We start from the raw sequence: 15484 nt of genomic DNA, 5'->3' as shown, positions 1-15484 counted from the left end.
TTAGCGCTGCTCGAAGATCAGCGCGACGCCATTGGCCTCGGCGGCCGGGATCAGCGACACCGTGGGCGACATGTCGACCGCCGCCACGCCCTGCGCCTGCCAGCCACGGCGGGCCGCGGACAGGTCCGACGTTGTCAGCCGGATCGCCGCGTAGCCGGCGGACGATGCCTTGAGCCCCGGCACGTCGGCCGCATCGGCCAGCGCCTGCGGGGCCACGATCACGAACGAGGCCCCGGCGACGTCGAGCATCGCCATTTCGCCAGTCGCCTGCCCGATGGCCGCGCCGGTCAACGTGGCGTAGGCTTCGGCCGTCGCGGCCACCTGCCCGGCCTCCACCACCAGATACGTTGCCGCAATCGCCTGCGCGCCATTGGCGTGCGCCGTCCACTCGGGGCGCCAGAGCAGGTCGGGCGTGCGGTGTTCGCAGACGAAGTAGCGTGCGCCGGGCGCGTGGTCCAGCGCGGTGACGCGGAACGTGGCGGGATGCTCGCTGCCGTCGTCCAGGCGCACCGGGCGCGAGAACTCGATGGGGTCCGACGGCTGGAAGCCGGCCGCGCGCAGCCGGTCGGCCGTGGCAAACGCATCGCGGCTCTTGCACGACATGGCGGCACAGCCGTCGCCGCGCTGCTGGGCGTCCCAGTAATACTGGCGGCTGGGGCTGGGCGCGGTCACGTGCAGCAGTTCCAGGTAGTCGCGCGCCAGCATGATGCAGTGATTCTGCGAGCCCAGCGTGTGAAAGCCGCGCGGCGTCAGCGTGAACCCGAGCCGGCGCCAGCGCGCGGCGGCGGCATCGAGGTCGTTGCAGACGATGACGGCGTGGTCGAACGGGTCCGTCGGCGTGGTCATCAATCGAACTGGATGTTGGCCTTGCGCGCCACCGCCTGCCATTTGTCGTGCTCGTGGCGCACCAGGTGGCCCAGGTCGGCCGGCGAGCCAACGGCAATCTCGAAGCCCTGGGCCGTCAGCGCTTCCACCACCTTGGGCTGGCGGATCGACGCGGCCAGCGCGTCATGGAGCCGCGTGACCGTGTCGGCCTGCATGTGCGCCGGGCCGAAGACGCCGATCCACGAGTACGCCTCGAACCCCTTGTAGCCCTGCTCGGCCACGGTCGGCACCTGCGGCAGTTGCTTGATGCGGCTGGAGCCGGTCACGCCCAGCACCTTGATGGTCTTCGCGGCGATATGCGCCTGCACGGCGGCGTAGCTGCTGAAGAACAGGTCGACTTCGCCAGCCAGCACCGCCTGCACGGCCGGGCCGCCGCCCTTGTAGGGCACGTGCAGGAAGTGCACGCCGGCCTCGGTGGCCAGCGCCTCGGCGGCAAGCTGGTTCAGGCTGCCGATGCCCGACGATGCAAAGCGCACGCCATTCGGGTGGGTCTTGGCCAGGTCGATCAATTCGCGCACGTTCGACGCCGATAGCGCCGGGTTGGCGGCAATCACAAGCGGAAAGCGCACGAGCTGGGTGATCGGCGTGAAGTCCTTGAACGTGTCGTACGGCAGGTTCTTGTACGCGAACGGGTTGATCGCGTGGGTATCGAACGCCATCAGCAGCGTGCTGCCGTCCGGCTTGGCGCGCGCCACGGCGCTGCTGGCAATGAGGCCGCCGGCGCCGGGCTTGTTGTCGACGACCACGGTCTGCCCCAGCGCCGTCTTTAGCCCCGGCTGCAGTTGCCGGGCCACGATATCGACGCTGCCTCCGGGCGGGAACGGCAGGACCATCGAGATGGGACGGCCGCTCGTGGCCGGTTCCGCGGCGTGGGCCATCCGGGCAAGACCGGCAAGGGAGGCCACGGGCAAGGCGCTGGCCGGCAGGGACTTGAGCAGCAGGCGGCGTAGCCGCATGCGGTCGGGAGAAGACATCTGTGACTCGGGCTGGGCGGCCGGACGGCCGCGGAATCGGGAAAAGGCGGCAGGCCGCCGCCGCGTATTTTGCCCGATGATCGCCCAACCTGCTGGGAGAACCGTCGGTGATCGCCCAGAACTGGAACAATCGGACGCAAAAATGGCCGGGACAGGCCCGGCCATCGATTCGGCGATACGGGAGATCGGCCGCGCTCAGACCTCGGCGCGCTGCTCGCTCTCCGGCGCCTCGGGCGGTTCCGGATCGGCTTCCGAGAACGTCAGCTTGATCAGGTCCGCGTCGTCCAGGTCCACCGCCACCTTGCCGCCGGTGACCAGCTTGCCGAACAGCAGCTCGTCGGCCAGCGCCTTGCGGATCATGTCCTGGATCAGGCGCTGCATCGGGCGCGCGCCCATCAGCGGGTCGAAGCCCTTGCGCGCCAGGTACTTGCGCAGCTTGTCCGAGAAGCTGGCTTCCACCTTCTTCTCGTGCAGTTGCTCTTCGAGCTGCATCAGGAACTTGTCCACCACGCGCAGGATGATTTCCTCGTCCAGCGCACGGAAGCTGATCGTCGCATCCAGCCGGTTGCGGAACTCGGGCGTGAACATGCGCTTGATGTCGGCCATCTCGTCGCCCTGCTCGCGCGCCGTGGTGAAGCCGATCGTCGCGCGGTTCATCGTCTCGGCCCCCGCGTTCGTGGTCATGATGATGATCACGTTGCGGAAGTCGGCGCGGCGACCGTTGTTGTCGGTCAGCGAGCCATGGTCCATGACCTGCAGCAGAATGTTGAAGATGTCCGGATGTGCCTTTTCAATCTCATCGAGCAGCAGCACACAGTGCGGCTTCTTGGTGACGGCTTCGGTCAGCAGGCCGCCCTGGTCAAACCCGACGTATCCCGGCGGCGCACCGATCAGGCGGCTGACCGCGTGGCGCTCCATGTATTCCGACATGTCGAAGCGCAACAGCTCGATGCCCATGATGAACGCGAGCTGCTTGGCGACTTCGGTCTTGCCCACGCCGGTGGGGCCAGAGAACAGGAACGAGCCGATCGGCTTGTCGGTCTTGCCCAGCCCGGCCCGCGACATCTTGATGGCCGACGACAGCGCCTCGATGGCCGGGTCCTGGCCGAACACCACCGACTTCAGGTCGCGCTCCAGCGTCTGCAGCTTGCTGCGGTCGTCCTGGTTCACGCTCTGCGGCGGGATGCGGGCGATGCGCGAGACGATATCCTCGATCTCGCCCTTGCCGATCGTCTTCTTCTGCTTGGACTTCGGCAGGATGCGCTGCGCGGCGCCTGCCTCATCGATCACATCGATGGCCTTGTCCGGCAGGTGGCGGTCGGTGATGAACCGGGCCGACAGCTCCGCCGCCGCGGTCAGCGCCGACGCCGCGTACTTGACGCCGTGGTGCTCCTCGAAGCGCGACTTCAGGCCGCGCAGGATCTGCACGGTCTGGTCCACCGAGGGCTCGACCACGTCGATCTTCTGGAACCGGCGCGACAAGGCCGCATCTTTCTCGAAAATGCCGCGATATTCGGTGAACGTGGTCGCGCCGACGCACTTGAGCTGGCCCGACGACAGCGCCGGCTTGAGCAGGTTGCTGGCGTCCAGCGTGCCGCCCGATGCGGCGCCCGCGCCGATCAGCGTGTGGATTTCGTCGATGAACAGGATGGCGTTCGGATTGTCCTTGAGCGACTTCAGCACGCCCTTGAGCCGCTGCTCGAAATCGCCGCGGTACTTGGTGCCGGCCAGCAGCGCGCCCATGTCGAGCGAGTACACGGTGGCCTTTTCCAGGATGTCCGGCACTTCGTTCTTGGTGATGCGCCACGCCAGGCCCTCGGCAATGGCGGTCTTGCCCACGCCGGCCTCGCCCACCAGCAGCGGGTTGTTCTTGCGCCGGCGGCACAGCACCTGCACCACGCGCTCCACCTCGCTGTCGCGGCCGATCAGCGGGTCGATCTTGCCAGCCTTGGCCAGCGCGTTCAGGTTCTGGGTGTATTGCTCCAGCGGGCTTTCCTTGCCGTCGCCGCCCTCGCCCTCGGGATTGCCTTCCCCGTGCTTGGCCGGCTCGGCCTGGTCCTTGCGGATGCCGTGGCTGATGAAATTGACCACGTCCAGGCGGGTAACGCCCTGCTGCTGCAGGTAGTAGACCGCGTGGGAATCCTTCTCGCCGAAGATGGCCACGAGCACGTTGGCGCCGGTGACTTCCTTCTTGCCATTCGACGTCGACTGGACGTGCATGATGGCGCGCTGGATCACCCGCTGGAAGCCCAGCGTCGGCTGCGTGTCCACTTCATCGGTACCGGGCACCACGGGCGTGTTGTCGGCGATGAAGTTCTTCAGACTCGTGCGCAAGTCCTCGATATTGGCCGCGCAGGCGCGCAGCACTTCCGCTGCCGTGGGGTTGTCGAGCAGCGCCTGTAGCAGGTGCTCCACGGTAATGAACTCGTGGCGCGCCTGGCGAGCCTCGACAAAGGCCATGTGCAGACTTACTTCCAATTCTTGCGCAATCATGCTTCCTCCATCACGCACTGCAGCGGGTGGCCCGCCTGCCGCGCATGGGTTGATACAAGCTCGACCTTGGTCGCCGCAATATCCCGCGTGTAGATACCACAAACGCCTTTACCTTCCCGGTGGACGGTGAGCATGATCTGCGTCGCCGTTTCCCGGTCCCTGCTGAAATACTGCTGCAGGATCATCACGACAAACTCCATCGGAGTGTAGTCGTCATTGAGCAGGAGCACCTTGTACATCGCCGGCGGCTTGAGCTGCTGCTCTTTCCGCTCGATGACTGTGCCTGCTTCGCGTTGGGGGGTGTTCGCCAGCCGTGTCGCCATGGCTTTTATTCTAACCCTTACTCACAAGTCTGCAATTTGGGGAACTGGCCCGGTATTCAAGGGCAGCCCGTCGGAAATAGCTGGCACGTGGGCTGCCGCACAAAGGGCGCCCCGCGCACGTTTGCGGTGCAAGCCCCGTGCCTGCCGACCCATGCCGGGGCACGAACGGGCGGCCGGCCGGGCGCCGCGCAGGGGCGTCGCACCACAGCGGCAAAGGTACCATTCCTGGCCGTTTCAATCCTGCCACACCCTTCGCGGAGTGGGGAATCTGCCAGCTTGACAGTATTTTCGTTTGCCAGAAAAATCGTTTGCACATCCCGGGCCTGGCAGCGAGCCAAGCATAAAGTCCGGACCGGATGTTTCCGTGAGCAGGGAGGCCCACGACCGGCGTAGGCAGCCATTTGCGGTGCGTTTTCGGACGAACGCCGACGGCTGGCGACGCGAATTTCATTTGCGCGGCGCTTGCAGACCGTTCCCACCGGGGCGGGCTGGCCGGGCCGCGATGGTGGTTTTCGGCTGGCCATTGGTTTCCCCGCTTGAAATCAGCTTTTTCGTTGGGGGAGTTTATGGCAAGCGGTATCGTCAAATGGTTCAATGACGCCAAGGGTTTCGGGTTTATCAAGCCGGACGATGGCGAGGAAGAACTGTTTGCGCACTTTTCGGCTATCCAGATGTCGGGCTTCAAGACGCTGAAGGAAGGCCAGCGCGTGTCGTTCGAGGTAGTGCAAGGCCCGAAGGGCAAGCAAGCCACGAACATCCAGGACGCGACGGCCTGAGTGCGCCGCGGCCGAACGCGCCATCGAGAGCGGCGTCGGCCAATGCGGATGGGAAGGGGGCAACCCCTTCGGAACGGGATCCTGTGCCACGGCGGGCAATGCCCCGACCGGGGCACGCTGAAACAAGCGCGTACGCCAAGCATCCGGCAAAACGCCCGGCCCATGTGAACCATGTGCCGGGCGTTTTTGTTGGCGTCAGCCGCCAGCGCCTTACATGTTGTCGATCATCACCTGTCCGAAGCCGGAGCACGACACCTGCGTCGCGCCCTCCAGCAGCCGGGCAAAGTCATAGGTGACCTTCTTCGACAGGATCGACTTTTCCATCGCGTCGATGATCAGGTCCGCCGCCTCGGTCCAGCCCATGTGGCGCAGCATCATTTCGGCCGACAGGATCTCGGAACCCGGATTCACGTAGTCCTTGCCCGCGTACTTGGGCGCCGTGCCGTGGGTGGCCTCGAACATCGCCACCGAATCGGACATGTTGGCGCCCGGCGCGATGCCGATGCCGCCCACCTGGGCCGCCAGCGCGTCGGAAATATAGTCGCCGTTCAGGTTCAGCGTGGCGATGACCGAGTACTCGGCCGGGCGCAGCAGCACCTGCTGCAAGAAGGCGTCGGCGATGACGTCCTTGATCACGATGTCGCGGCCGGTCTTCGGGTTGCGGAACTTGCACCACGGGCCGCCGTCCACCAGCTCGGCGCCGAATTCCTGCTGCGCCAGCTCGTAGCCCCAGTCGCGGAAGCCGCCCTCGGTGAACTTCATGATGTTGCCCTTGTGCACCAGCGTCACCGACGGCTTGTCGTTGTCGATCGCGTACTGGATCGCCTTGCGCACCAGCCGCTGCGTGCCCTGCTGCGACACCGGCTTGACGCCGATGGCCGAGGTTTCGGGGAAGCGGATCTTCTTGACGCCCATCTCGGTCTGCAGGAACGCGATCAGCTTCTTCGCCCCCTCGCTGCCGGCGGCCCATTCGATCCCGGCGTAGATGTCCTCCGAGTTCTCGCGGAAGATCACCATGTCGGTCTTCTCGGGCTCGCGCACCGGCGACGGCACGCCCTTGAAATAGCGCACCGGGCGCAGGCACACGTAGAGGTCGAGCTGCTGGCGCAGCGCCACGTTCAGCGACCGGATGCCGCCGCCCACGGGCGTGGTCAGCGGGCCCTTGATCGACACCACGTACTCCTTGACCACGTCCAGCGTCTCGTCGGGCAGCCACACGTCCGGGCCATAGATCCGCGTTGACTTCTCGCCCGCAAACACCTCCATCCAGGCGATCTTGCGGCGGCCGCCGTAGGCCTTGGCCACCGCGGCGTCCACCACCTTGAGCATCACCGGCGTGATATCGACCCCGGTGCCGTCGCCCTCGATGTACGGGATGATCGGATTGTCCGGCACGTTCAGCGAAAAATCGGCGTTGACCGTGATCTTCTCGCCTGCCGGCACCTTGATGTGCTGATACATATGCGTCTCCAACTGCGGATGGGTGATGACTCGATGGCTGGCGCCGGGCCGCGCCGCCCGGCGATGCGATTGTGTTGTGCGAGGCATTGTAACGGCCACCGCCGCCTGGGGGATAATGCGCCGCCATGACCCTGATCGCCCTCAACAAGCCCTACCAGATGATGAGCCAGTTCTCCGCCCACCCCACGCGGGCGACGCTGGCCGATTGTGTCGACCTGCCCGGCGTCTACCCGGCCGGCCGGCTCGACGCCGACAGCGAGGGCCTGCTGCTGCTGACGGACGACGGCGCGCTGCAGGCGCGCATCGCCGATCCGCGCCACAAGCTGGCCAAGACCTATCTGGCCCAGGTGGAGGGCACGCCCGACGACGCCGCGCTGGCGCGCCTGCGTGCCGGGGTCGATCTCGGCGATTTCAGGACGCTGCCGGCGGGCGCGCGGTGCATTGACGAACCTGCCTGGCTCTGGGACCGCGACCCGCCGATCCGCTACCGCGCCGCCATCCCGACCACATGGATCGAAATCCAGATCCGCGAAGGCAAGAACCGGCAGGTGCGGCGCATGACGGCGGCGGTGGGCTTTCCCACGCTGCGGCTGGTTCGCGCGGCCATCGGCGGCATTGCGCTGGCGGACCTCGGGCTCAAGCCCGGCCAATGGTGTCAGGTGGATGACCGCATGCTGGGACTTCCAGCGGGGGCGTCACATGTCCGTCGCGCAATACATGTGCGCAAACGACCGTAAAACGCGGTTACAACTCGTCGCAAAGTCGACGTCAACGCCATAAGATGGCGTGCCGTTGTTGCGAGTGACACGTCTGACACGCGTCGAACCCTCCAAACTTCGGAACCTCCTGAGGTACTCGCAATGAAAAAACTGATCGCTGCCCTGGCTGTTGGCCTGTTTGCTACCGGCGCCTTCGCGCAGGCTTCGGCCCCGGCCGCCGACGCCATGCCGGCCGCCAAGGAAGCCACCAAGCCCGCGAAGACCACCCACAAGAAGCACACCAAGAAGCACGCCAAGAAGGCGGCCGCTTCGGCCCCGGCCGCCTGATACGGCGGGCTGCCGCGCCGCCCCCCGCGGCGGCGCGCATCGCAAGGCAGGCGCCCCGGCGTCCTGCCTTTTTTCATGCCCGGCGCGCGGGCACGGGCGGCATGGCTGCGCTATGCTCTCGCCTGCAGTTGACCTCCAACGACAAGAACCGCCATGCATCCCGTGTTCAAGTACCTGATTGCCGTGGGCGCCACCGCGCTGACGGGCCTGGCCCAGGCGCAATCGGCGCTGCCCGTCATTCCGCTGACGGCCGGCATGTATGCCATCCAGGCCGAGGTGGCCGGCACGCCCGAGGCGCGCGAGCGCGGGCTGATGTACCGCAAGTCGATGCCCGCCAACGCCGGCATGCTGTTCGTCTTCGAGGAAAAGGCCGGCCATTGCTTCTGGATGCGCAACACGAACCTGCCGCTGTCGATCGCCTTCCTGGCCGACGACGGCAGCATCGTGAACATCGAGGACATGAAGCCCCAGACCGAGGACAACCACTGCCCGCGCGCGGCCGTACGCTACGCGCTGGAGATGAACAAGGGGTGGTTTGCGCAGAAGGGCATCAAGCCCGGCGCAAAAATCGGCGGCCTGCCGCAGCCGCGGCAGGCGCAGTAGGGGCGGCTGGGCGGGCGCTCAGTCGCGGAAGTTGTTGAAGTCCAGCGGCGCTTCGCTCACGTCCTTGCGCAGCAGCGCGATGACCGACTGCAGGTCGTCGCGCTTGCCGCCGGAGACGCGCACCGCGTCGCCCTGGATGCTGGCCTGGACCTTGATCTTGCTGTCCTTGATCATGCGGACGATCTTCTTGGACAGGTCGCCGGTGACGCCCTTCTTGATCGTGACGACCTGCTTGACCTTGTCGCCGCTGATCTTCTCGACCTTGCCGTAGTCCAGGAAGCGCACGTCCACGTTGCGCTTGGCCATCTTGTTGATCAGCACGTCCTTGACCTGATCCAGCTTGAAGTCGTCGTCGGCAAAGACGACCAGTTCGCCTTCCTTCTGCTCGACCCGGGCGTCGGAACCCTTGAAGTCGAAGCGCGTGGAAATTTCCTTGTTGGCCTGCTCCACGGCGTTCTTCACTTCCACCATGTTGGCTTCGCACACTACGTCAAACGACGGCATTTCGGTTCTCCTGACACGGCCCGGCGCGCCGCCTGCGGCGGTGGCCAGTCCATACGGTTACGTATAATCGGGGCCTGCCCCGGTCCGGGGTGCTTTCCCCGTCCTTCATGGCAGATTTTCACGAATTTTATCCCCTGCGCCGCCACAATACATTCGGCTTCGATGCGCGCGCGCGCCTGGCGGCGCATATTCGCACCGAAACCGACCTCGTGACCGCCCTGGCGGACCCCCGCGCGGCCGGCATGCCCGTGGTGGTGCTCGGGGGTGGCAGCAACGTGGTGCTGACGGGAGACCTGGACGCCTGCGTGCTGCTGATGGAGATTCCGGGCTACGCCGTGGCCGACCACGGCGACAACTGGCACGTCACGGCCGGCGCGGGCGAGAACTGGCACGCGCTGGTATCCCGCACCGTGGCCGACGGCCTGCCCGGCCTGGAAAACCTGGCGCTGATCCCCGGCACGGCCGGCGCGGCGCCGATCCAGAACATCGGCGCCTACGGCGTGGAACTGCGCGAACGCTTTGCCAGCCTGCGCGCCTACGACCGCCAGGCGGGGCAATTCGTCACGCTCGACCTGGACGCCTGCGCGTTCGGCTACCGCGACAGCCTGTTCAAGCGCGCCGGCCGCGACCGCTACATCATCACGGCCGTGACGCTGCGCCTGCCCAAGGCGTGGCGGCCGGTGCTTAACTACGGCGAACTGGCACGCGAGCTGGAGGGCCTGGCCGCGCCGACGGCGGCGCAGGTCCGCGACGCGGTCATCGCCATCCGCTCGCGCAAGCTGCCCGATCCGGCGCGGATCGGCAATGCAGGGTCGTTCTTCAAGAATCCGGTGGTCCCGGCCGCCCAGCGCCACGCGCTGCTGGCCGATCACCCGGCGCTGGTCAGCTATCCCCAGCCCGACGGCAGCTACAAGCTGGCCGCCGGCTGGCTGATCGACCAGTGCGGGTTCAAGGGGCTGGACGACGGCCCGGTGGGCGTCTATGGCAAGCAGGCGCTGGTGCTGGTGCACCACGGCGGCGGCACGGGTGCCGCGCTGCTGAAGCTGGCCGACCGTATCGCGGATACGGTCCAGGCACGGTTCGGGGTCAGGATCGAGCCGGAGCCGGTGATCCTCTGAGCCCCGGCGGGGTCATTCGAAGTGGCAGACGTAGTCGAGCGTCTCGGTCACTTCGATGTCGAAGCTGCTGTTGCCGGGCACGTTGAACTGCTGGCCGGCGCCATAGGTCTTCCACTCGTCGGCCCCGGCCAGGCGCACGCGGCAGCTGCCCGCGTTGACTTCCATGATCTCCGGGGCGCCCGTGTTGAACGTCAGCGTGGCCGGAAAGATCACGCCCAGCGTCTTGCGCGTGCCGTCGGCAAACAGCACCGTGTGGCTCACGCACTTGCCGTCGAAATACAGGTTGGCTTTCTTGACGACCGACACGTTGTCGAACTGGCTCATCTCATCTCCTCGATTCGGGTTTGCAAGGACGTAAAAAAGGGAGCCCTCGCGGCCCCCTTCCATCGGCTCCGGTGCGCGCTCAGTAGCGGCCGCAGAGCAGGTATTCCATCAGCGCCTTCTGCACGTGCAGGCGGTTTTCGGCTTCTTCCCAGACCACGCTGCGCGGGCCGTCGATCACGGCGGCTTCCACTTCCTCGCCGCGGTGCGCGGGCAGGCAGTGCATGAACAGTGCGTCGTCGGCGGCGCGGTCCATCATCGCCGTGGTCACCATCCAGTCCTTGAACGCGCGCTTGCGGGCGTCGTTCTCGGCCTCGAAGCCCATGCTGGTCCAGACGTCGGTGGTCACCAGGTGGGCGCCCTCGCAGGCCTGCAGCGGATCGGCAAACACCTTTACGCGCGACGCGGCGGAGGCCGGCACCATCGCCGGGTCAAGCTGGTATCCCGGCGGCGCCGAGAACGTGAACGTGAAGTCGAGCCGCTCGGCCGCCTGGATCCACGTGTACGCCATGTTGTTGGCGTCGCCGATCCACGCCACGGTCTTGCCGGCGATGCTGCCGCGCTGCTCGATGTACGTGAAGACATCGGCCAGCACCTGGCACGGGTGGTATTCGTTGGTCAGGCCGTTGATGACCGGCACGCGCGAGTGGGCGGCAAAGCGGTCGATGATGTCCTGGCCGTAGGTGCGGATCATGATGATGTCCACCATCCGCGAGATGACCTGGGCCGCGTCCTCGATCGGCTCGCCACGGCCCAGCTGTGAATCGCGCGTGTTCAGGAACACCGCATGGCCGCCAAGCTGGTGGACGCCGGCCTCGAACGACAGCCGCGTACGCGTGGAATTCTTCTCGAAGATCATGGCCAGCGTGCGGTCGTGCAGCGGGTGCCATGTCTCGTAGTTCTTGAACTTCGCCTTCAGGATCCTTGCGCGGTCCAGCAGGTACGCGTACTCATCGGCACCGAGGTCGCTGAACTGGAGGTAATGCTTGATCGGGGTTGGGCTCATAAAACAAAGAAGGCGACTCGCTTGGGACACGCAGTCCGGAGGCGCGCGCCAAGCGCAAACCTTCAGGACTGGAGCGTGTCGCGGAGCCGCCTTTCGCGTCGCTTACGCAATGTAATTGCAAAGATCATAAGGGATTATTCCAGCTTTGGCGAGCCCGCGCCGTTAACCCGGCAGAGGACCCTGATGGCCGCCGCTGACAGGTTCCCGACAGGATTTCGTCGTATGCGCAAGTCTTATATAAGATATAATACTCGCTGATTCACGCGGGGCCCGGCATACCCATGCCACCGCCCGCCGCCGGCATCAAAAGTGCCCCCGTCGACATGACCGCCCCGCTCCCCGTCCGGACGCGCGCGAACCAATCGCCCGCCGGACCCGTCAAACGGGGCGCCCGTGCCACGGGTTTACCGTCGAGTCACCAAGCAGATCCCCGCAGTCCCATGACCACCCCCCAAGTTCGCGAATATTTCATCCAAGGCGTGACAAAGGAAGGCAAAACCTTCCGTCCCAGCGACTGGGCCGAGCGGCTGTGCGGCGTGATGGCGCAATTCCGACCCGAGGGCGATACCGGCGATCCCCGGCTGACCTACTCGCCGTACGTGCGGCCCGTGATCGTGGCCGGCGTGAAGAACGTGGTGGTCGATACCCGGCTGCGCGAGATCGAGCCCAAGGCGCTGGACTTCGTGCTGAATTTTGCCCGTGACAACAACCTGCAGGTCGTGGAAGCCTGTTCGGTGCATCACGACTGACCGGCCCGCCCGGCACCAGAAAAGCAAAACCCGGCCTACGCCGGGTTTTTTACTGGACGGCCCACCCGAGGCGGATCGTCCGGCAACAAAAAAGCCCGTCAGGAGACGGGCTTTTCGATACCACCGGCCGCCGGAGCGGCCCGGGCGGTTATCAGGCAGCCATCGACTTGATGGCGGCCGACAGGCGCGACTTGTGGCGCGCTGCCTTGTTCTTGTGCACGATCTTCTTGTCGGCGATGCTGTCGATGATCGTCTGCGATTGCTTGAAGATCTCGGCGGCTGCGGCCTTGTCGCCAGCGTCGATGGCCTTGCGGACGGCCTTGACGGCGGTGCGCAGACGCGAGCGCAGGCTGGAGTTGTGGGCGTTCGCGGCGACGGCCTGGCGCGCGCGCTTGCGAGCTTGTGCGGAATTTGCCATGTATCTCTTCCTGAATTCAGAATGCGCGCCCGGGGCGACGCAATAATTTGGGACGCAACAATTAAGTCACATCGTGCGACCCGGGATGTTTCGACAAACGAATCCTGGACGCGACTGTCCTTGCGAATCGGCGATTATACACACATGGCCGCGCCGGAGGCAAGGCCGATCCGCGACACTTGCGCCACGGCGCCCCCGCAGCCGGCAAACCGTGGCCGATCCGTATAATAAGCGCCACAATCGGCACCCCGGCGTGGCGCCGCGGCAACTTTGCGCGCGGCCGGGCGTCTGATCCGCCAGACAAGGCGCCCGGCTTGCCGGCGCCAGGCACCGCAGCTTCCCCCGACCGATACCTTGAACCTCCTCAAAGCGCTCGCCACCATCAGCGGCCTGACGATGCTCTCGCGCATCACGGGCCTGATGCGCGAAATCCTGATCGCCCGGGCCTTTGGCGCCTCGGACATGACCGACGCCTTCAACGTGGCGTTCCGCATCCCCAACCTGCTGCGCCGCATCTTTGGCGAGGGCGCGTTCTCGCAGGCGTTCGTGCCGATCCTGAACGAGTACCACGGCAAGCGCGGCGACGAGGAAACCCACCGGCTGATCGACGCCGTGGCCACGGTGATGGCCTGGGTGCTGGCGGCCGTGTCGCTGCTGGGCGTGGTGGCCGCGCCGATTGTCATGACCGTCGTGGCCACCGGCTTCCGGGGCGACGCCGAGACCTACGACGCCGCCGTATTCATGACGCGCGTCATGTTCCCGTACATCGGCCTGATCTCGATGGTGGCGCTGGCGTCGGGCGTGCTGAACACGTGGCGCAACTTTGCCGTGCCGGCCTTCACGCCGGTGCTGCTCAACGTCTGCCTGATCGTGGCGGCGCTGTGGGTCGGCCCGCACATGGCGCAGCCGATCTACGCGCAGGCGTGGGGCGTGCTGGTGGGCGGCGTGCTGCAACTGGCCATCCAGGTCCCGGCCATGCGGCGCCTGGGCGTGCTGCCGCGCGTGTCGCTGAACCTGCGTGCGGCGTGGTCCAACCCCGGCGCCCGGCGCGTGGCCCGGCAGATGGCGCCGGCGCTGCTGGCCGTGTCCGTGGCCCAGATCAGCCTGATCATCAATACGAATATCGCGTCGCGGCTGGCGGCGGGCAGCGTGTCGTACCTGACCTATGCCGACCGACTGATGGAATTCCCCACCGCCCTGCTGGGCGTGGCGCTGGGCACCATCCTGCTGCCCAGCCTGTCGCGCGCCAGCGCCAACGATGACCGCGAGGAATATTCGGGCCTGCTGGACTGGGGCCTGCGCCTGACCTTCCTGCTGGCCGTGCCGTGCGCGGTGGGCCTCTTCGTGTTCGGCACGCCGCTGACGTCGGTGCTGTTCAACTACGGGAAGTTCGACGCCCACGCCGTGGAAATGACGCGCCAGGCCGTGGCCACCTACGGCGTCGGGCTGCTGAGCCTCATCCTGATCAAGATCCTGACGCCTGGCTTCTATGCGCGGCAGGACATCCGCACGCCGGTCAAGATCGCGGTGCTGGTGCTGGTCATCACCCAGGTGTCGAACTTCGTGTTCGTGCCGATGTTCGCCCATGCGGGGCTGGCGCTGTCGATCAGCTTTGGTGCCACGGTCAACGCGCTGCTGCTGTTCTTCGGCCTGCGCCGGCGCGGCTTCTACCATCCCGCGCCGGGCTGGGGGCTGTTCCTGCTGCGGCTGGTGGCGGCCGTGCTGATCCTGTCGGGCATGCTGCTCTGGTTCTCGCGCAACTTCGACTGGGTGGGAATGGGCGCCACCCCCTGGCTGCGCATCGCGCTGATGGCGGCCTGCCTGGTACTTGCGGCGGCGGTCTACTTCGGTACACTGTGGCTCATGGGCCTGCGCTATGCGGCCTTCCGGCGCCGCGCCGGCTAGTCAGGAACATCGCCCCCATGACCTCCACGAAAGTCCTGGACTATTTCGCCAGCCTCGTGGCCGACGACGACGCCATCCCGCTGACGGAAACCGCGCTCGCGATCGCCCAGGACGCCTATCCGGACCTCGACCTGCAGGCCGAGCTTGCCGCGCTGGACGTGCTGGCGGTGCGCCTGAAGCGCCGGATTGCCGAGGGCACGCCGGCCATCCAGCGCCTGCGGCTGCTCAATCATTTCTTCTACCGCGACCTGGGCTTCGGGCCCAACGCGAACGACTACTACGACCCCGACAACTCCTACCTGAACGTGGTGCTCAAGCAGCGCCGCGGCATTCCCATCTCGCTGGCCGTGCTGTACATGGAACTGGGCCAGCAGATCGGCCTGCCGCTCAAGGGGGTGTCGTTCCCGAACCACTTTCTGGTGCGCATGACCATTCCGGCCGGCGAGGTCGTGCTCGACCCGCTGACCGGCGAGACGCTGTCCCGGGAGCAGTTGCAGGAAATGCTCGACCCGTGGCTGGAGCGCGAAGGCATCACCGGGTCCAACGAGGTACCGCTGGGATTGTTCCTGCAGGTGGCCGGCCACCGCGAGATCGTGGCGCGCATGCTGCGCAACCTGAAGGCGATCTACCTGCAGGAATCGCGCTGGCAGCGGCTGCTGGCGGTGCAGAACCGCCTGGTCATCCTGCTGCCCGATTCGATCGAGGAAGTGCGCGACCGGGGGCTGGCCTATGCCAACCTGGAGTGCTTCCGGCCGGCGCTGGAAGACCTGGAAGCCTATGTGCGGGCGCGGCCCGATGCGGCCGACACCACGCAGATCCGCGACCGCATGCCGGCCCTGCGGATGATGAGCCGCAGCCTGAGCTGACGGCCCACCGGTGAGCGCCCCACGGGCGCCCCGCGC

The 15484-nt window shown here is 66.3% G+C and carries 17 protein-coding genes; 8 read left to right on the top strand and 9 right to left on the bottom strand.

The genetic code is table 11. The features are described from left to right. The 4 genes from EHF44_RS08600 to clpS all read right to left on the bottom strand — a co-directional run bounded on the left by EHF44_RS08600 (position 1) and on the right by clpS (position 4675). Positions 1 to 846, bottom strand: coding sequence for a VOC family protein (locus EHF44_RS08600; protein WP_124683359.1), 846 nt, complete (start codon positions 844 to 846; stop codon positions 1 to 3). Next, positions 846 to 1859: a Bug family tripartite tricarboxylate transporter substrate binding protein gene (locus tag EHF44_RS08595; protein ID WP_172966029.1), complete on the bottom strand. Its 1014-nt coding sequence runs from the start codon at positions 1857 to 1859 to the stop codon at positions 846 to 848. The genes EHF44_RS08600 and EHF44_RS08595 overlap by 1 nt, the downstream gene beginning before the upstream one ends. Positions 1860 to 2054: 195 nt before the next feature. Next, entirely contained in the window at positions 2055 to 4352 is a 2298-nt protein-coding gene (clpA, locus tag EHF44_RS08590) for an ATP-dependent Clp protease ATP-binding subunit ClpA (RefSeq protein ID WP_124683358.1), read from the bottom strand. Next, complete coding sequence (gene clpS / locus EHF44_RS08585) at positions 4349 to 4675, bottom strand: ATP-dependent Clp protease adapter ClpS (protein WP_049815983.1); 327 nt, start codon at positions 4673 to 4675, stop codon at positions 4349 to 4351. The genes clpA and clpS overlap by 4 nt, the downstream gene beginning before the upstream one ends. Positions 4676 to 5241: 566 nt before the next feature. Here clpS and EHF44_RS08580 point away from each other — a divergent pair. Beyond that, positions 5242 to 5451: a cold-shock protein gene (locus EHF44_RS08580; RefSeq protein WP_124683357.1), complete on the top strand. Its 210-nt coding sequence runs from the start codon at positions 5242 to 5244 to the stop codon at positions 5449 to 5451. A 210-nt stretch (positions 5452 to 5661) separates the two neighbouring features. On the opposite strand, the gene icd is transcribed toward EHF44_RS08580, so the two are convergent. Continuing rightward, complete coding sequence (icd, locus tag EHF44_RS08575; RefSeq protein ID WP_124683356.1) at positions 5662 to 6912, bottom strand: NADP-dependent isocitrate dehydrogenase; 1251 nt, start codon at positions 6910 to 6912, stop codon at positions 5662 to 5664. A 125-nt stretch (positions 6913 to 7037) separates the two neighbouring features. On the opposite strand from icd, the gene EHF44_RS08570 reads away from it, so the two are divergent. The 3 genes from EHF44_RS08570 to EHF44_RS08560 all read left to right on the top strand — a co-directional run bounded on the left by EHF44_RS08570 (position 7038) and on the right by EHF44_RS08560 (position 8561). Beyond that, the gene (locus tag EHF44_RS08570) at positions 7038 to 7649 is read left to right on the top strand and encodes a pseudouridine synthase (protein WP_124683355.1); all 612 of its coding nucleotides are present in this window, start codon (positions 7038 to 7040) and stop codon (positions 7647 to 7649) included. A 123-nt stretch (positions 7650 to 7772) separates the two neighbouring features. After that, complete coding sequence (locus tag EHF44_RS08565; protein WP_124683354.1) at positions 7773 to 7958, top strand: hypothetical protein; 186 nt, start codon at positions 7773 to 7775, stop codon at positions 7956 to 7958. A gap of 153 nt (positions 7959 to 8111) precedes the next feature. Further along, positions 8112 to 8561 (top strand): DUF192 domain-containing protein, encoded by a 450-nt coding sequence (locus tag EHF44_RS08560; RefSeq protein ID WP_124683353.1) that lies wholly within the window; start codon positions 8112 to 8114, stop codon positions 8559 to 8561. Between the two features lie 18 nt (positions 8562 to 8579). Here EHF44_RS08560 and EHF44_RS08555 read toward each other — a convergent pair whose 3' ends face one another. Next, positions 8580 to 9065, bottom strand: coding sequence for a YajQ family cyclic di-GMP-binding protein (locus tag EHF44_RS08555; RefSeq protein ID WP_124683352.1), 486 nt, complete (start codon positions 9063 to 9065; stop codon positions 8580 to 8582). 107 nt (positions 9066 to 9172) lie between these two features. Here EHF44_RS08555 and murB point away from each other — a divergent pair, with 107 nt between their 5' ends. Further along, positions 9173 to 10183 carry a UDP-N-acetylmuramate dehydrogenase gene (gene murB / locus EHF44_RS08550; protein ID WP_124683351.1) on the top strand — a complete coding sequence of 337 codons (1011 nt, stop codon included), beginning with the start codon at positions 9173 to 9175 and terminating at the stop codon, positions 10181 to 10183. 12 nt (positions 10184 to 10195) lie between these two features. Here murB and EHF44_RS08545 read toward each other — a convergent pair whose 3' ends face one another. Beyond that, the gene (locus tag EHF44_RS08545) at positions 10196 to 10507 is read right to left on the bottom strand and encodes a pyrimidine/purine nucleoside phosphorylase (protein ID WP_124683350.1); all 312 of its coding nucleotides are present in this window, start codon (positions 10505 to 10507) and stop codon (positions 10196 to 10198) included. Positions 10508 to 10586: 79 nt separating this feature from the next. After that, positions 10587 to 11510, bottom strand: a complete 924-nt coding sequence (gene argF / locus EHF44_RS08540; protein WP_124683349.1) for an ornithine carbamoyltransferase — start codon at positions 11508 to 11510, stop codon at positions 10587 to 10589. Between the two features lie 440 nt (positions 11511 to 11950). Here argF and EHF44_RS08535 point away from each other — a divergent pair, with 440 nt between their 5' ends. Then, on the top strand, positions 11951 to 12259 hold the full coding sequence (locus tag EHF44_RS08535) for a DUF3579 domain-containing protein (protein WP_124683348.1): 309 nt from the start codon (positions 11951 to 11953) through the stop codon (positions 12257 to 12259). 151 nt (positions 12260 to 12410) lie between these two features. On the opposite strand, the gene rpsT is transcribed toward EHF44_RS08535, so the two are convergent. Further along, the gene (rpsT, locus tag EHF44_RS08530) at positions 12411 to 12677 is read right to left on the bottom strand and encodes a 30S ribosomal protein S20 (protein ID WP_124683347.1); all 267 of its coding nucleotides are present in this window, start codon (positions 12675 to 12677) and stop codon (positions 12411 to 12413) included. Between the two features lie 354 nt (positions 12678 to 13031). Here rpsT and murJ point away from each other — a divergent pair, with 354 nt between their 5' ends. After that, positions 13032 to 14582 (top strand): murein biosynthesis integral membrane protein MurJ, encoded by a 1551-nt coding sequence (gene murJ, locus EHF44_RS08525; RefSeq protein WP_124683346.1) that lies wholly within the window; start codon positions 13032 to 13034, stop codon positions 14580 to 14582. A gap of 17 nt (positions 14583 to 14599) precedes the next feature. Then, positions 14600 to 15448, top strand: coding sequence for a SirB1 family protein (locus EHF44_RS08520; RefSeq protein WP_124683345.1), 849 nt, complete (start codon positions 14600 to 14602; stop codon positions 15446 to 15448). Positions 15449 to 15484: the final 36 nt, after the last annotated feature.

Origin of the sequence: Cupriavidus pauculus, assembly GCF_003854935.1 — a bacterium.
Lineage (GTDB): Bacteria > Pseudomonadota > Gammaproteobacteria > Burkholderiales > Burkholderiaceae > Cupriavidus > Cupriavidus pauculus_C.
This window is presented reverse-complemented; position numbering and strand designations above follow the sequence as displayed.

Excerpts from the sequence above, each read along its gene's own strand:
- EHF44_RS08535 (WP_124683348.1), top strand. The coding sequence starts at position 11,951 with ATGACCACCCCCCAAGTTCGCGAATATTTCATCCAAGGCGTGACAAAG.
- EHF44_RS08560 (WP_124683353.1), top strand. The coding sequence starts at position 8,112 with ATGCATCCCGTGTTCAAGTACCTGATTGCCGTGGGCGCCACCGCGCTG.
- murB (WP_124683351.1), top strand. The coding sequence starts at position 9,173 with ATGGCAGATTTTCACGAATTTTATCCCCTGCGCCGCCACAATACATTC.
- EHF44_RS08565 (WP_124683354.1), top strand. The coding sequence starts at position 7,773 with ATGAAAAAACTGATCGCTGCCCTGGCTGTTGGCCTGTTTGCTACCGGC.
- EHF44_RS08545 (WP_124683350.1), bottom strand. The coding sequence starts at position 10,507 with ATGAGCCAGTTCGACAACGTGTCGGTCGTCAAGAAAGCCAACCTGTAT.
- EHF44_RS08555 (WP_124683352.1), bottom strand. The coding sequence starts at position 9,065 with ATGCCGTCGTTTGACGTAGTGTGCGAAGCCAACATGGTGGAAGTGAAG.
- clpS (WP_049815983.1), bottom strand. The coding sequence starts at position 4,675 with ATGGCGACACGGCTGGCGAACACCCCCCAACGCGAAGCAGGCACAGTC.
- icd (WP_124683356.1), bottom strand. The coding sequence starts at position 6,912 with ATGTATCAGCACATCAAGGTGCCGGCAGGCGAGAAGATCACGGTCAAC.
- EHF44_RS08520 (WP_124683345.1), top strand. The coding sequence starts at position 14,600 with ATGACCTCCACGAAAGTCCTGGACTATTTCGCCAGCCTCGTGGCCGAC.
- EHF44_RS08600 (WP_124683359.1), bottom strand. The coding sequence starts at position 846 with ATGACCACGCCGACGGACCCGTTCGACCACGCCGTCATCGTCTGCAAC.
- clpA (WP_124683358.1), bottom strand. The coding sequence starts at position 4,352 with ATGATTGCGCAAGAATTGGAAGTAAGTCTGCACATGGCCTTTGTCGAG.
- rpsT (WP_124683347.1), bottom strand. The coding sequence starts at position 12,677 with ATGGCAAATTCCGCACAAGCTCGCAAGCGCGCGCGCCAGGCCGTCGCC.
- EHF44_RS08570 (WP_124683355.1), top strand. The coding sequence starts at position 7,038 with ATGACCCTGATCGCCCTCAACAAGCCCTACCAGATGATGAGCCAGTTC.
- EHF44_RS08595 (WP_172966029.1), bottom strand. The coding sequence starts at position 1,859 with ATGTCTTCTCCCGACCGCATGCGGCTACGCCGCCTGCTGCTCAAGTCC.
- argF (WP_124683349.1), bottom strand. The coding sequence starts at position 11,510 with ATGAGCCCAACCCCGATCAAGCATTACCTCCAGTTCAGCGACCTCGGT.
- EHF44_RS08580 (WP_124683357.1), top strand. The coding sequence starts at position 5,242 with ATGGCAAGCGGTATCGTCAAATGGTTCAATGACGCCAAGGGTTTCGGG.